Source organism: Pseudomonas sp. FSO-7 (genome assembly GCF_059579345.1).
This window is the reverse complement of sequence record NZ_CM184193.1, coordinates 2,717,768-2,733,287: the sequence shown is the minus strand read 5'-3', so window position 1 is coordinate 2,733,287 and position 15,520 is coordinate 2,717,768. Positions and strand designations below refer to the sequence as shown.

Genomic DNA, 15,520 nt, shown 5'->3' with positions numbered 1-15,520 from the left:
TGTCCAGACCAAAAAAACATGACCTGAGCTCCTCACCCTCCTTTACGCATTTGCGATTCGCTGCCCTTTGATTCAACCACTCTCGCCAACGGAGACGACGGCATGGGCATCAAAGGTTTCGCCTGCAGTATTGCGCTGACAGGCCTCATCAGCAGTTTTCCGGCTCATGCCGGTAAAGCCAACGACACCCTGGTTTACGCTTCCGACAGCGAGCCTGAAAACATCAGCCCCTATCACAACGATTTGCGCGAAGGGGTGATTCTCGGCCGGCTGATCTGGGACAACCTGATCTACCGCGATCCCAGCAGCGGCGAATACAAACCCATGTTGGCCACCCGCTGGACCCAGGTCGACGACACCACCCTCGACTTTGAGCTGCGCAAAGGCGTCAAATTTCACAACGGCGACACCTTCACCGCCGACGACGTGGTGTTCACCCTCAACTACGTGGTGTCGCCCGAAGCGAAAGTCGTCACCGTGCAAAACGTAGACTGGATCAAGAGCGCCGAAAAAACCGGTGACTACAGCGTCCGCCTGCATCTGAAAAAGCCTTTCCCTCCGGCACTGGAATACCTGTCCAACGCCGTTCCGATGTACCCCAAGCAGTACTTCGAGAAGGTTGGCCTGGCCGAATTCAGCCGCAAGCCAATCGGTACCGGGCCGTATAAAGCCGTATCGGTGGTGGCTGGCGAAGGCGTGACCATGGAGATCAACAAGGACTATTTTCCGGATAGCCCACAAGGCAAGCCCCATATCGGTCACCTGAAATTCCGGGTGATTCCGGATGCAGAAACCCGCCTGGCCGAGTTGATGACCGACGGTGTCGACTGGACCTGGCGTGTGACCTCGGATCAGGCCGTCGACCTTAAAGGTATGCCGAACCTGACCGTCACCAGCAGCGAAACCATGCGCATCGGCTTCCTGATTCTTGATGCTCGAGGCACCTCCACTGAAAACTCGCCGATGAAGCACCTCAAGGTGCGTCAGGCCATCAACCATGCGATCAACCGCAATGCGCTGGCCACGCAATTGGTGGGTGGAGAAGCCAAGCCCTTGCAGGTTGCCTGTTATCCAGGCCAGTTCGGCTGCGATACCTCCGCGGCCACGGTCTACAACTACGACCCGGCCAAGGCCAAGGCGCTGCTCGCCGAAGCCGGTTACCCCAATGGCTTCGAGACAGAAATCTTCGCTTATCGCGACCGTGATTACGTCGAAGCCATCATCGGCAACCTGCGTGCCGTGGGCATCAACGCCAAGTTGCGCTACCTGAAGTACGCCGCCCTGCGCGATCAACAACGTGGCGGCAAGGTGCCCATGTCGTTTCAGGCCTGGGGCTCGTTCTCGATCCTCGACACCTCGGCGTCGGCCGGCACCTGGTTCAAGGGCAACCCGGACGACAACATCAAAGACCCACAAGTCCAGGGCTGGTTGCAGACCGCTGACAACGCCCTTGACCCGCAATTGCGCAAGGACAACTACCGCAAGGCGTTGCAGCGCATCAGCGAACAGGCGTACTGGGCGCCGCTGTTCAACTACTCGATGAACTACGCCTACACCTCCGAATTGGCGTTCACGCCCTATCCGGATGAGCTACCGCGTTTCGTTCAGTCCAGCTGGAAGTAATCCGCCACCGAGCGGATTGATCGAGAGTGCCGTGGCTTGCGGACTCACCCGCACCACGGACACGTCCTCACACCTGTCATCCATTGGATATGAGGAAACTTGCCATGCTTGGATTCCTTCTGCGCCGTCTGGGCATCGCTGTTTGCGTCGCCATTACCGTGTCGGTGATCAGCTTTTCTCTGTTGCATCTGTCCGGCGACCTGGCCACCGCCATTGGCGGACCGGAAGCCACCAGCGAACAGATCGAACAAATCCGCGTGCAATACGGTTTGAACAAACCGCTACCGACCCAGTACTTCAACTGGCTGGGCGATTTGCTACGGCTGGACCTGGGTAACTCTTTTTTCTTTCAGGAGTCGGTCTACAGCCTCGTCGCCAGCCGCTTGCCCATTACCCTCGGGTTAGGTGCCCTGGCGCTGGGCATCGCCTTGCTGGTGGCGATCCCACTGGGCGTGCTGGCCGCGGTCAAACGCGACACCTGGGTCGACCGACTGGCCTTGAGCATTGCGGTATTGGGCCAGGCAATGCCCAGTTTCTGGTTTGCGCTGATGTTGATCGTGGTGTTCGCGGTGACGCTCAAGTGGCTACCGGTGTCCGGCAATTCGACCCTGCTGCACTTCGTCATGCCGGCCATTGCCTTGGGCTACTACGCGACGCCGGCAATCATGCGTCTGACCCGGGCAGGCATGCTTGATGTGCTCAGTTCCGATTACATCCGCACGGCCCGCGCCAAGGGCCTGCGCCCCGCCCGCGTGTTGTTCAAGCACGCACTGCGCAACGCCTTGATTCCGGTGGTCGCGCTGGCGGCGGTGGAGTTCGGCTTCATGCTCGGCGGTTCGGTGGTGATCGAAACCGTGTTCTCCCTGCAAGGCATCGGACAACTCGCCTGGGACGCCATCGCCCGTGATGACTTTCCAGTCGTACAGGCCGTGGTCCTGCTCATTGCCGTGATCTACATCATCCTCACCTTGCTGGCCGATGTGCTCAACGCACTGCTCGACCCGCGCATTCGCGTGCGCTAGGAGGTTTACATGAGCACCCCCACGACCCTCGCGATCAATGACTACCTGCCACCCCCCAGCAGCCTGAGCCGAATACTTGGCAAGAGCTTTCGTCATCGGGGTTTCGCCATCGGCACGGTGTTGTTGCTGATCATCTTCACCAGCGCACTCTTCGCCCCGTGGCTGGCGCCTTATGACCCTTATGCGCAGGACGTGATGCTGCGTATGAAACCGCCGGCATGGATGGCCAATGGCACCTGGGAATACGTCCTGGGAACCGACAAGCTGGGCCGTGACTACCTGTCACGCCTGCTCTACGGCGCACGTATCTCACTGTTCATCGGCATCGCGGCGGCGCTTATTTCCGGCTTTATCGGCACCGTCATGGGGCTGTTGGCGGGTTACTACGGCGGCAAGGTCGATGCGTTCATCAGCTACCTGATCACCACTCGGCTGGCGATGCCCGTCGTGATGGTCGCGCTGGCCTCGGCCTCGTTGATGGGCGGCTCGCTGAAAGTGGTGATCGTGCTGCTCGGCTGCCTGTTATGGGATCGCTTCGCGGTGGTGGTCAGGGCTTCGGTGCAACAGATTCGCGATGCTGAATATGTGGCCTCGGCCCAGGCGCTGGGCTGCTCGACCCTGCGCATTCTGGTCAGTGAAATCCTGCCCAACCTGGTCGGCGCGCTGATCGTCGTCGCGACGCTGGAAATGGCCCACGCGATCCTGCTGGAGTCGGCCCTGTCATTCCTCGGGGTTGGCGTGCAGCCGCCGACGCCGTCCTGGGGTTTGATGATCGCTGAAGGCAAACCCTACATGTTCTTTTCCCCGTGGGTCATCGCCATTCCCGGCGTCGCCCTGATGATTCTGGTGCTGGGCATCAACCTGGTCGGCGATGGCCTGCGCGATCTGATCCTGCCCGACGGCCGTAACTGATAGGCGACCGTAACTGATAGAAGGTACCGAACATGGCACTACTCCATGTAGAAAACCTGCGCGTGGATATCCCCATGGGCAACAGCCCGACGCCGGATGACATGCTGCATGCAGTGCGCGGTCTGAACTTTGAAGTCGAGCGCGGTGAAATGCTGTGCATCGTCGGCGAATCCGGCTGCGGTAAGTCCTTGACGTCGCTGGCGCTGATGGACCTGTTGCCACGCAAGGCCAAACGCACGGCGTCCCGGCTGACGCTGGACGGTATCGACATGATCGGCCAGAGCGAACGGCACATGTGCGACCTGCGCGGCAACCGTCTGGCGATGATCTTCCAGGAACCGATGACCTCGCTGAACCCGGCCTACAGCATTGGCGATCAACTCAGCGAAGTGCTGACCCGGCATCGCAAGGTGTCGCGCAAGGATGCCCTGCTTCACGCCGGGCGGATGCTGGAGAAAGTCGGTATCAGCAATGCCACCGAGCGCTTGCGTCAGTATCCGCATCAACTGTCTGGCGGTTTGCGCCAGCGGGTGATCATTGCCATGGCGTTGATGTGCGAACCGGACCTGATCATCGCCGATGAGCCAACCACCGCATTGGACGTGACCATTCAAGCGCAGATCCTGCGCTTGATTCGCGACATTCAGAAAGAACTCGGCCTGGCGGTGATCTTCATCACCCACGACCTGGGGCTCGTGGCCCGGATCGCCGATCGGGTCGCCGTGATGTATGCCGGGGAAATCGTCGAAACCGCCCCTGCCCTGCAACTGTTCGAGAACCCGCAGCATCCGTACACCCGTGGTCTGCTGGCCAGTATTCCAATCCCTGGACAGACCAGACCGGGTGAGGCCCTGGGTTCGATTCCAGGCCTGGTGCCAAGCCTGGTCGGCGAACAGCAAGGGTGCGCGTTCCGCAATCGTTGCGCTCAGGCGATACCGGCCTGCGCCCAAGACATCCCTGAAGTCGAGCAGGACGGGCACATGGCGCGCTGCCTGTTCGCCGCACCGGCCCCGACACCGATTCGTCTTATGGAGCGCGCAAGGTCATGAAAAAAGACATCACGTTGGAGCTGTGTGACATCCATCGCGAGTTTCGGATCAACCAGGGCTTTTTCAAACCCGCCGCCCTCCTGAAAGCCGTGGATGGCGTTTCCCTGCGCCTGATGCGTGGCGAGACCCTCGGTCTGGTCGGTGAGTCCGGTTGCGGAAAAAGTACCCTGGCAAAGCTACTGCTCGGTCTATTGCCGCCTACCAGCGGCGACGTGCTGGTCAATGGCAAACATCTGTCGGCGACGGATCGCAAGGCAATGTCCCGGCACATTCAGCCAATATTCCAGGACCCGTACTCCTCCCTGAACCCACGCAAGACGCTGCGCGAAATCATTACCCTGCCGCTGATCGTGCATGACATCGGCAGCCCAGCCGAGCGGCGCAAGAAGACCGAAGCGATGCTTGATGTGGTCGGCCTGCCCAAGCGGGTCATCGACAGCTACCCGAGTCAGCTGTCCGGTGGGCAACGCCAGCGGGTCGCGATCGCACGGGCGCTGATCATGCGTCCCGATGTGTTGATCTGCGACGAGCCCACCTCAGCACTGGATGTGTCGGTGCAGGCGCAGATTCTCAATCTGCTGCAAGACCTCAAGCGCGAATTCGGCCTGACCTATCTGCTGATCAGCCACAACCTCGCGGTCATCGAACACCTCGCCGACCGGGTCGCGGTGATGTACCTGGGGCGCATCGTCGAAGAGCGTACTCGCGAAGCGTTGTTCGCTGAACCCGGCCACCCCTATACCCGTGCCTTGCTGGATTCGGTGCTCACGCCCGATCCGCGTCTGGGCATTCCCGATATCGGCCTGCACGGCACCTTTCCCAATCCGATGTCACCGCCGTCCGGTTGCGCTTTTCACCCGCGCTGCCCGAGCTGCTTCGCTCCGTGCAAAACGGCCTACCCGGCCAATGATTCAATTATCGGCGGCAACGTGCGTTGCCACCTTCACGACAATCCTGCCCAAACACTGGAGCTTGTCCACTCATGAGTCGTTCATTGGCCATCAGCAACACCACAGCGCAATTCGACAACGGCGCCTTCTTCAATCTGCTCGAACGCAGCGTCGCCTTGCACACCGAAAGCCAGGCAACGGACAGCCAGCCCGAGTTGTATCGCTACCTCCATGACTTCATCACCCCGCATGTCGAGGCAATGGGCTTCAGCGTCAAGATCTATGACAACCCGGTGGCAGAGCGTGGCCCCTTCATGATCGCCACACGCATCGAACATCCCGAACTGCCGACCGTGCTCAGCTACGGCCACGGTGATGTGGTCCGGGGCTATGAAGCCCAATGGCGTGAGGGCCTGTCACCGTGGCAGGTCACGGTCGAGGGCGATCGCTGGTACGGCCGCGGTACGGCGGATAACAAAGGCCAGCACCTGATCAACCTGACCGCGCTGGAACAAACGCTCAAGGCTCGCGACGGCAAGCTGGGTTTCAACGTCAAACTGCTACTGGAAATGGGCGAAGAAGAAGGCTCGCCGGGCTTGAACGCGTTCTGTGCCGCCCACAGCGAAGCGCTCGCGGCGGATATTTTCATCGCCTCGGACGGCCCGCGCCTGGCGGCATCACGACCGACGATTTTTCTCGGCTCACGCGGGGTGTTCAACTTCGAGCTGGTGGTCAATTTGCGCGAAGGCGCCCATCACTCTGGCAACTGGGGCGGGTTGCTGGCCAACCCTGGCATCATTCTGGCCAATGCCATCGCGAGCATGGTCGATGAACAGGGCCGGGTGAAAGTGGCAGGCCTGCAGCCCGAGACATTGCCAGAGCCGGTTCGCCAGGCTCTGGCCGATATTGAAGTGGGTGGCGGTCCGGGCGATCCGGAAATCGACGCCAACTGGGGTAACCCGCAGCTCTCGCTGAGCGAAAAGGTGTTCGGCTGGAACACCCTCGACGTCATCGCCTTCAAGACCGGCAACCCGGACGCCCCCGTGCATGCGATCCCCGGCAAGGCCAATGCCCATTGCCATATCCGCTTCGTGGTGAACAGTGACTACAGGACCTTCATCCCGGCTGTGCGTGCCCACCTGGACGCCCATGGCTTCAGCAATGTCGAGGTCAAGCAAAGCCGCATCGATGTGATGCATGCCACTCGGCTGGACCCGCAAAGCCCGTGGGTCAATTGGGCACTCAACTCCCTGACACAGACCACCGGCAAAAAACCTGCGCTGCTGCCAAACCTCGGGGGCTCGCTGCCCAACGACGTGTTCGCGGACGTGCTCGGCCTGCCAACATTGTGGGTGCCCCACTCGTACCCGGCCTGTTCGCAACATGCGCCGAACGAGCACTTGCTGGCACCGGTGGTCAAGGAAAGCCTGCAAATCATGGCCGGGCTGTTCTGGGACCTGGGCAACGACGCGGCACGCCTGACTCAGGAACATCAGTTACGGGCGCAGGCGCAATGAGCGCCACGCCACAACAGGCGCTGAACTGGCTTGCTGACCAGCGCGACGCCATGGAAGCGTTGCTGCAGCGTATCGTCGACACCGACTCCAACAGCTATGACAAGGCGGGCGTCGACGCGGTGGGGGCGCTGCTCGCGGAAGAACTGGAAGCTGACGGCATCCTGCTCCAGCGCATGCCGGTCGATGGTTTTGGCGACGTGATGCTCGCCGAAGTGCCAGGCGCCTCTGGAAAGCCAGTGCTGTTGCTGGGCCATCGCGACACGGTGTTCCCCAAAGGCACCACCACGACGCGCGGCTACAGCTGCGATGGCAACCTCGCCTATGGTCCCGGCGTCGCCGACATGAAAGGCGGCCTGGTGCTCAATTGCTTCGCGCTCAAGGCTCTCAAACGCGCCGGTGAGTTACCCTATCCGGTGCAGGTTCTGTATACCGGCGACGAAGAAATCGGCTCCGGCAGCGCCAGAACCCATATCGAAAAAGCCGCCCGTGGCGCGCGTGCCGTGCTCAATACCGAACCCGGCCGGGCCAGCGGCAATGTGGTCAGCGCACGCAAAGGCGGCGCCACGCTGATCATCGAAGTCAGCGGGCGCGCGGCGCATGCCGGGGTCAACCATGCCGACGGAGCCAGCGCCATCGAAGCCCTGGCACGCAAGATCGTCAAGCTCCATGCCTTGACCGATTACGCGGCAGGCATCACGACTAATGTGGGCCTGATATCCGGTGGCACCTCCAGCAACACCGTCGCGCCTAGCGCCTGCGCCCGGCTGGACGTGCGCTTCATCGAACTCAAGCACTGGGATCAAATCCTTACCGCAATCCTGGCCATCGTCGCGGAAGAAGAATTGATCGGCACCCGCGCCATCCTCAAGGAAGCGACCACCTTTCTACCGATGGAGGCCCGTCACAGTGAACGGTTGCTGCACCTCTACCAACAAAAAGCCCTGGCGCTGGGTTTCAGTGTCGAAGGCGAGTTCACCGGCGGTTGTGCCGACTCTGGATTCACCGCCAGCCTGGGTATTCCGACGCTGTGTGGTCTCGGGCCGGTGGGTGGCAAAGTCCATACCGAGCGTGAGTATCTGGAACTGGATACGCTGGTGCCTCGGGCTCTGGCGTTGGTGGGGACTATTCTGGCTGTTGGCTAGGGCAGTTGAGGCTTTTTTTGGGGGGGGAATCTATTCGCGTTTTTCTGGACGGGTGGTGTGTATATCCGTTGCTGCGGTAACGGCCACTTAGGGTTCCGCCCTTACGGCGGGTCACTTTCGAAAAGCCCGGAAGCCGGCCCAGTCGAAAGTAACCAAAGCGCTTTTGCCCCACCACTCGGTGCCTCGCCTAGGCTCGGCATGCCTGAACGAAGGCATTGCTCCGTGGGCCGTCGCGAAGGGCCATCCATGGCCCAGCGCGGCTAACCCGGCATCCATGCCGGGTTGCCCACTCCACAACACCTTCGTTCAGCCAGCGTGGTTAACGGGGCGCCCGAGATCAACGTCCGCCACGAGGCGGCCTGATAGCCAACCTGGTTTTTGATGGGGACCGCGTTTCCCCTGTGGGAGCGGGCTTGCTCGCGAAGAGGGTGTGTCAGTTTGCGGTGATGTCGGATGTGCCGGCCTCTTCGCGAGCAAGCCCGCTCCCACAGGTTTTGCGGTGCACATGGGCTCTGTGTTTGCTGAAGATCCAGTGTGGGAGCTTGCTCGCGATAGCGGAGGCTCAGCCACATGGATGTTGGGCTTGCTGGCCTCATCGCGAGCAAGCTCACTCCCACAGGTTTTTACGGTGTATGTGGGTTTTGTGTCTGCTGAAGATCCAGTGTGGGAGCGAGCCTGCTCGCGAAGGCGGTGGTTCAGTCACATGGATGTTGGACTTGCTCGCGATAGCGGAGGCTCAGCTACATAGATGCCGGCATGTGTCCCGCTCTTGCTCTTGCTTTGGATCTTGATCTGGACGCCCCGTTAAACCACGCTGGCCGAACGCAGGCATTGTGCAGTGGGCAACCCGGCATGGATGCCGGGTTAGCCGCGCTGGGCCATGGATGGCCCTTCGCGGCGGGCCCACGGAGCAATGCCTTCGTTCAGGCATGCCGAGCCTAGGCGAGGCACCGAGTGGTGGGGCAGAAGCGCTTTGGTTACTTTCGACTGGGCCGGCTTCCGGGCTTTTCGAAAGTGACCCGCCGTCAGGGCGGAACCCTAAGTGGCCGTTACCGCAGCAACGGATATACACACCAACCCTGAAATCAAGCATCCCAAGGGACTGCCGCGTCCACGTCAATGGCGTACCGCTCAATGGCCTCGGCACAAACACTGGCGTCCAGACGCCCCTCATGCACCAGTGCAGTCAGCGCACTCAAGACAATCTGGTGGCGATCCACTTCGAAAAAACAGCGCAACCGGTTGCGGGTATCGCTACGGCCAAACCCGTCGGTCCCGAGTACCGTGTACCGGGCATCAAGATAACTGGCGATCAACTGCGGCAAGGCGCGAACGTAGTCCGTGCAGGCAATGATCGGCGCCGAGTCGTTGAGCGACGCCTGCAAATGGCTGCAGCGCGAAGCTTGTCCAGGATGCAATCGATTCCAGCGCTCCACCTCCCGGGCATCACGTGCCAACTCGGTGAAGCTGGTCACGCTCCAGACCTGACTGTCGATACCCCAATCGCTCGCCAGCAACTCGGCGGCGGCAATCACTTCGCGCAGGATGGCGCCGGAACCCAACAACTGGACACGTCCACGCGCCCCCTCGACTTCATGCCGGGCGAACCGATACATGCCTTTGATAATGGCCTGTTCGACCCCTTCAGGAAGGTTGGGCTGCGGGTAGTTCTCGTTCATCAAGGTGACGTAATAAAACTCGTCCACCTGACGCTCCAGCATCTGGCGCATGCCGTGATCCAGGATCACCGCGAACTCGCCGGCGAATGCCGGATCGTAAGCCCGGCAATTGGGGACCATCGCCGCCATCAGATGACTATTTCCGTCCTGGTGCTGCAGACCTTCGCCACCCAATGTCGTGCGGCCTGCGGTGGCCCCGAGCAGAAAACCGCGGGCCCGTTGATCCGCCGCCGCCCAGATCAGGTCGCCGATGCGCTGGAAGCCGAACATCGAGTAATAGATGTAGAACGGCAACATCGGCAAGCCATGTACCGAATAGCTGGTCGCCGCCGCAACCCAGGAACTGATCGCCCCTGCCTCGCTGATGCCCTCTTCGAGAATCTGGCCGTCCAGCGCTTCTCGATAGCTCAGGATCGAACCGATGTCTTCCGGCTCATATCGCTGCCCCACGCTGGAGTAAATGCCGATCTGCTTGAACAGGCTGGCCATGCCGAACGTACGCGCTTCATCCGCCACGATCGGCACGATGCGCGGGCCCAGTTGTTTGTCCCGCAGCAAACCACTGAGCATTCGAACGAACGCCATGGTGGTGGACATTTCCTTGCCTTCGGCACCAATGGCAAACCCGCCATAGCTGCTGACGTCAGGCACCGCCAATGATTCGGCAGTCGAAGGGCGCGATGGCATGTACCCACCCAATGCACGGCGACGCTCATGCAGATAGCGCATTTCAGTGCTGTCTTCATCGGGTTTGAAGAAGCTCAACGAGGCGGCCTGTTCGTCGGTCAACGGCAGGTTGAAACGATTGCGGAACGCGATCAGCGCCTCCCTGTCGAGCTTCTTCTGCTGGTGCACGGTCATCTTGCCCTGCCCTGCATTGCCCATGCCGAAGCCTTTCTTGGTCTGCGCCAGAATCACGGTGGGTTTGTTGCCTTCGAGCAATGCGCTTTGATAAGCGGCGAAGATCTTCACCATGTCGTGACCGCCACGCTTCAGGCGGTCGATCTGTTCATCAGTCAGGCCCTGTGCCAACTGCGCCAACGCCTCGTTCTGACCAAAAAAATGTTCACGGTTAAAGCGCCCGTCTTTTGCCGCGAACGTCTGGAACTGTCCATCGACGGTACTGGATAGCGCCTTGACCAGCGCGCCATCTGTATCGCGCGCAAACAAACCGTCCCAGTCGCCCCCCCAGACCAGTTTGATGACGTTCCAGCCTGCCCCACCAAACAACGCCTCCAACTCGTCGATGATGCGCCCATTGCCACGCACCGGCCCGTCCAGCCGTTGCAGGTTGCAATTGACCACCCAGACCAGATTATCCAGCCCTTCCCGGGCGGCCACCGTCAGGGCCGACATGCTTTCCGGCTCATCCATTTCCCCGTCGCCAAACACGCCCCAGACGGTTCGCCCGGCGTTGTCTTGCAGGCCTCGGTGTTCCAGGTAACGCATGAAGCGCGCCTGGTAGATCGAGCTGATCGGACCAATGCCCATGGAGCCCGTCGGAAACTGCCAGAAGTCCGGCATCAACCAAGGATGCGGGTAACTCGACAACCCTCGGGCCCCCTTGGCGCGTGCGCCGATCTCTTGGCGATAATGCAGCAGGTCCTGTTCTTCCAGGCGTCCCTCGAGGAACGCCCGAGCATAGACCCCTGGCGCCGAGTGCGGCTGATAGAACACCAGATCGCCACCGCGCCCTTCGGTTCGCGCTTTGAAAAAATGGTTGAAGCCCACTTCGAACAAATCCGCCGCGCTGGCATAACTGGCGATATGGCCGCCCAATTCGCCATAGGCGTGGTTGGCCCTGGCAACCATGGCCAACGCATTCCAGCGCATGATCGAGGCCAGCCGCTCTTCGATGGCCAGGTCCCCTGGAAATACCGGCTGACGCTCAACACCGATGGTATTGATGTAGGGCGTGCCATGGCTGGGCCGCCAACCGATGTCCGAGGCGCTTGCCACAGCCACCAGCATGTCGAGGATCTGCTTGGCCTGTGCCGTGCCGCTATGGGCGATAACCGACAGCAAGGCGTCCCGCCACTCAGCAATTTCTTGAGCATCTTCAGTGGTCTGGCCCGGCCATTGGGCATGAATATCGGACAGGTTCATGGGCATCTCCTGCAAATGTCGGGCAACGCTTCAAGGCGGCGCGAATAGCTCAATCGTGCGAGTTTTTTGACGTGCTCTACCGCGTCAATGACGGAGCGCTCGGCCCAGTTGCCTTGCCCTATCTGGTAAATGCACGGATGGCCAACGGAAAGATTGTTCAATAGATACTCTTCAAGTTCACCGCAAACGAGAAAGCTGTAATCACACCCCGCTACGTGTACTTCAACGCACCTGTCAGTCCCAATATCCGGAGGTTCAACCTGCACCAGTGCGATATTGTCAAAACAGCTGAAGCCATGATGTATCAGGTCAATATGATCACTGTCCATTGCGGACACTACGACAACGATGTGCGTACAGTTCGAAGGCTCACGCATCCACTTCATGGTTTTAGAACCACAGTCGGCAGATCGGCTCATGGGTTTGGCCTTTCTATTTTGGGTAATCGATTCAGCCATGAATGGCGATGACTTTTGTCAGCTGAAACAGCGCTCCTGTAACCCGCTTTTCACCAGTGTCCGCGTCACCGATAAAATCTCTTCCACCTGTTTATCGATCGCTGCATAGGAGGCTGCGTCTCCCAGTTTGAGGACACGCAGTGGGTGACCGCAGACTGATCCCAGCCAGGTGAGACGGGGTATCGGGCTGGCTTCGACATCCAGTAAAAAACAGCCTTTGGATACGCCGTGCAGCAGTTGGCCGGCCCGGCAGGTGGTCGCCGGCGCCGACGCTATTGGGTTGGACCCAAATTGCAGCCAGTCGAGCATAAACGCCCTGGATTGCTGGACCACCAGATAAGCAACCTGGTCCCAGTCGTCGATCTCCATATGCAACTGGTCAATCATATATTTGGGCAAAGCGGCGCTGGTCACGATGACGACCCGGGTATCGGCCAGCGGTTCTTTCACCCAGATTGCAGACTGCGATATCGCATGCATGGTGGTACTCCCGGCGTGATTCGTGAGCCTGGCTGACATAATCCCTTGTGGGAGCGAGCTTGCTCGCGATAGCGATTGTCAGTTACTTCTGTAGACACTGAACCAACGCAATCGCGAGCAAGCTCGCTCCCACAGGGGCTCCCACAGGAAACTCCAAGCAGTTCTACGCTTAGCCGTTACGAAACAGGAAGCTGTAGGCATTCAGCGCCGGTGCTCCACCCAAGTGTGCGTAAAGCACTTTGGAACCTTCGGGAAATTCACCACGACGCACCATTTCAATCATGCCATGCATCGATTTACCTTCGTACACCGGATCTGTCAGCACCCCTTCAAGGCTGCCGCACAGCCGGATGGCTTCCAACGTACCTTCGTTGGGCAAGCCATATTCCGGGTAGGCGAAACGCGTATCGAGCACCACATCCTCTTCCGTAATCTCGCGACCCAGCTCCACCAGCTCAGCCGTGTGCCGGGCGATGCGCAGGATCTGTGCCTTGGTCTGTTCCGGCTTGGCCGAAGCATCAATACCAATCACATGCTTGGAACGACCGTCAGCCGCGAAACCGACAACCATGCCCGCCTGCGTACTGCCGGTCACCGAGCAGACCACGATGTAATCAAACTTGAAGCCCAGTTCTTTTTCCTGCTGCCGCACTTCTTCGGCAAAGCCGACAAAACCGAGGCCGCCGTAGGGGTGTTCGGAACAACCCGCCGGAATCGGAAACGGTTTGCCACCCTGCTCCACGACATCGCTCATGGCCTTTTCCCAACTTGGCCGAATGCCAATATCGAAGCCTGCCGCGTCAAGCCGCACGTCAGCGCCCATGATCCGCGACATCTCGATGTTGCCTACCCGGTCATACACCGCGTCGGAATAGTTCACCCAGTTCTCCTGCACCAATACGCACTTCATGCCCAAGTGGGCAGCGACTGCAGCGACCTGGCGGGTCTGGTTCGACTGAATGCCACCGATGGAGACCAGCGTATCGCAGCCTTGCTCGAGCGCTTCGGGAATGAGGTATTCGAGCTTGCGTGTCTTGTTCCCACCAAAGGCCAGGCCACTGTTGCAGTCTTCACGTTTGGCATACAACTCGACCTTGCCCCCCAGATGTTTACTGAGGCGCTTCAAGGGCGTGATGGGAGAAGGACCGAAGGTCAACGGATAACGTTCAAAACGATTCAGGTTCATGACTCTGCTCCTTGATATGGGATATCCAAGCGCCAGACCGAAAGGGAAAAAGCCGCATTCCAGGCTCTTTCAGGAGGGGCTTCGATGAGTTCAATATTAAGAAGAATTCGAAAAATATGTGTTGCAAGTTTCCATCATTTGGAAAAACATAATTTCCATCAAAGAACATGAAACATACTTTTAATGCGTGGAACTCAACATGAGAGCAACAAATACTCACAAGAAGCCGGACACTACGGGCCCGGTGCCGCACCCACTGGATCGAACCGACCGCGCTATTCTCAAGGTCCTGCAACGGGATGCCTCCATCTCCAACGTGGCGCTCGCAGAGAAGGTGAAACTGAGTGCCCCGGCCTGCCTCAGGCGCGTCGAACGACTCAAGCAGGTCGGCCTGATCAAGAACATCGTCGCACTGCTGGACAATGAAGCGCTGGATGCGGGGATGGTGGTCTTGATCGGTGTAGTGCTGGACCGCTCCACACCGGAATCCTTCGCCGCATTCGAGGCGGCCGCGCAAAAAGTGTCCGGCTGCATGGAGTGCCATGTGGTGACGGGGGAGTTCGACTACTTCATGTTGCTGCGCACCAAGGACAGCAACAGTTTCAACCGGCTCCACGCGGAGCAATTGCTTTACCTGCCTGGGGTTCGTCAGATTCGCTCGTTCATGGGGTTGCGCCAGGTCTTGTCGACAACCCACATCCCCCTTTGAGGCTCCACTCAGGTCGCCTTGACCCACAGCCTCAGCGCCAACCTTTTCGTAATGGATTGGGGCAGGCGCAGAAAAACTGACACGACTGAATGCGTTGGCAATCCAGCTGCTAAGCTCAATTTCGCTCCAGACCACAACCAATAACAATGTTAAAGAAAGGTAAGGCAGCATGGCCACGGCACAGTCTCCGGCAACGTCCGCGAAATGGCGCTTCAAGTTAGGCATCGCCATTCTTTGTCTCATGCTCACGTTGTGGTTGTTGGTGCCCCTGGCAGCGGCCGCGGATGTGCCCAGCTCTACCATCGCGGCGATCACCGGCGCCCTGTTCATCATCAACAAGGTGCTGTTGCTGCTGGTCATCGCCGTGATGGGCAAGGCGGGTTTTCAAGAGCTCAAGCAGCATGTGTTCAGCTATGTGTCAGGCCTTGTGCCCAGCGCTGAACAGGAGGTCAGCGTCACCCGCCACCGTATTGGCCTGGTGATGTTCTGCTTGCCGTTGGTGTGCTCCTTCCTCGAACCCTATGTCGACACCCTCGCGCCCGGTCTGCGTCCCAATAGCTGGGCATTGCAACTGCTTGGCGATGCACTGCTGGTTGGCAGCTTCTTCGTACTGGGTGGCAATTTCTGGGAGAAATTGCGCGCGCTGTTTATCCGCACCGCGCGGGTCACGGCCAGTGATCCGGTCTGAGCCAACGCCCCCGGATCGCCTCTCCCCGACGCGCTGTCAGTTTTTCTTGAGTTGCCATG

At 59.6% G+C, this 15,520-nt stretch carries 13 protein-coding genes; 9 read left to right on the top strand and 4 right to left on the bottom strand.

Annotated features, from left to right (window positions below; all coding sequences use genetic code 11):
- Positions 1-102 precede the first annotated feature (102 nt).
- The 7 genes from AC515T_RS12065 to AC515T_RS12035 all read left to right on the top strand — a co-directional run bounded on the left by AC515T_RS12065 (position 103) and on the right by AC515T_RS12035 (position 8,155).
- Positions 103-1,623 (top strand): ABC transporter substrate-binding protein, encoded by a 1,521-nt coding sequence (locus AC515T_RS12065; protein ID WP_496532649.1) that lies wholly within the window; start codon positions 103-105, stop codon positions 1,621-1,623.
- Positions 1,624-1,727: 104 nt separating this feature from the next.
- Positions 1,728-2,645: an ABC transporter permease gene (locus AC515T_RS12060; protein WP_496532648.1), complete on the top strand. Its 918-nt coding sequence runs from the start codon at positions 1,728-1,730 to the stop codon at positions 2,643-2,645.
- A gap of 9 nt (positions 2,646-2,654) precedes the next feature.
- Positions 2,655-3,557, top strand: a complete 903-nt coding sequence (locus tag AC515T_RS12055; protein WP_496532647.1) for an ABC transporter permease — start codon at positions 2,655-2,657, stop codon at positions 3,555-3,557.
- Between the two features lie 32 nt (positions 3,558-3,589).
- Positions 3,590-4,606 (top strand): ABC transporter ATP-binding protein, encoded by a 1,017-nt coding sequence (locus tag AC515T_RS12050; protein ID WP_496532646.1) that lies wholly within the window; start codon positions 3,590-3,592, stop codon positions 4,604-4,606.
- Positions 4,603-5,592: an ABC transporter ATP-binding protein gene (locus AC515T_RS12045; RefSeq protein WP_496532645.1), complete on the top strand. Its 990-nt coding sequence runs from the start codon at positions 4,603-4,605 to the stop codon at positions 5,590-5,592. The genes AC515T_RS12050 and AC515T_RS12045 overlap by 4 nt, the downstream gene beginning before the upstream one ends.
- Complete coding sequence (locus AC515T_RS12040; protein WP_496532644.1) at positions 5,589-7,013, top strand: M20 family metallopeptidase; 1,425 nt, start codon at positions 5,589-5,591, stop codon at positions 7,011-7,013. The genes AC515T_RS12045 and AC515T_RS12040 overlap by 4 nt, the downstream gene beginning before the upstream one ends.
- On the top strand, positions 7,010-8,155 hold the full coding sequence (locus tag AC515T_RS12035) for a M20 family metallopeptidase (RefSeq protein WP_496532643.1): 1,146 nt from the start codon (positions 7,010-7,012) through the stop codon (positions 8,153-8,155). Before AC515T_RS12040 ends, AC515T_RS12035 begins: the two co-directional genes overlap by 4 nt.
- Before the next feature lie 1,085 nt (positions 8,156-9,240).
- On the opposite strand, the gene mdeB is transcribed toward AC515T_RS12035, so the two are convergent.
- The 4 genes from mdeB to AC515T_RS12015 all read right to left on the bottom strand — a co-directional run bounded on the left by mdeB (position 9,241) and on the right by AC515T_RS12015 (position 14,064).
- On the bottom strand, positions 9,241-11,940 hold the full coding sequence (gene mdeB / locus AC515T_RS12030) for an alpha-ketoglutarate dehydrogenase (protein ID WP_496532642.1): 2,700 nt from the start codon (positions 11,938-11,940) through the stop codon (positions 9,241-9,243).
- Positions 11,937-12,398 carry a hypothetical protein gene (locus tag AC515T_RS12025; protein WP_496532641.1) on the bottom strand — a complete coding sequence of 154 codons (462 nt, stop codon included), beginning with the start codon at positions 12,396-12,398 and terminating at the stop codon, positions 11,937-11,939. The genes mdeB and AC515T_RS12025 overlap by 4 nt, the downstream gene beginning before the upstream one ends.
- Positions 12,399-12,416: 18 nt before the next feature.
- Positions 12,417-12,878: a transketolase gene (locus AC515T_RS12020; protein WP_496532640.1), complete on the bottom strand. Its 462-nt coding sequence runs from the start codon at positions 12,876-12,878 to the stop codon at positions 12,417-12,419.
- Positions 12,879-13,047: 169 nt separating this feature from the next.
- Complete coding sequence (locus tag AC515T_RS12015) at positions 13,048-14,064, bottom strand: 1-aminocyclopropane-1-carboxylate deaminase (RefSeq protein WP_122568314.1); 1,017 nt, start codon at positions 14,062-14,064, stop codon at positions 13,048-13,050.
- A 199-nt stretch (positions 14,065-14,263) separates the two neighbouring features.
- On the opposite strand from AC515T_RS12015, the gene AC515T_RS12010 reads away from it, so the two are divergent.
- Complete coding sequence (locus tag AC515T_RS12010; protein ID WP_496532639.1) at positions 14,264-14,773, top strand: Lrp/AsnC family transcriptional regulator; 510 nt, start codon at positions 14,264-14,266, stop codon at positions 14,771-14,773.
- Positions 14,774-14,942: 169 nt separating this feature from the next.
- Entirely contained in the window at positions 14,943-15,461 is a 519-nt protein-coding gene (locus tag AC515T_RS12005) for a transporter suffix domain-containing protein (RefSeq protein ID WP_496532638.1), read from the top strand.
- Positions 15,462-15,520: the final 59 nt, after the last annotated feature.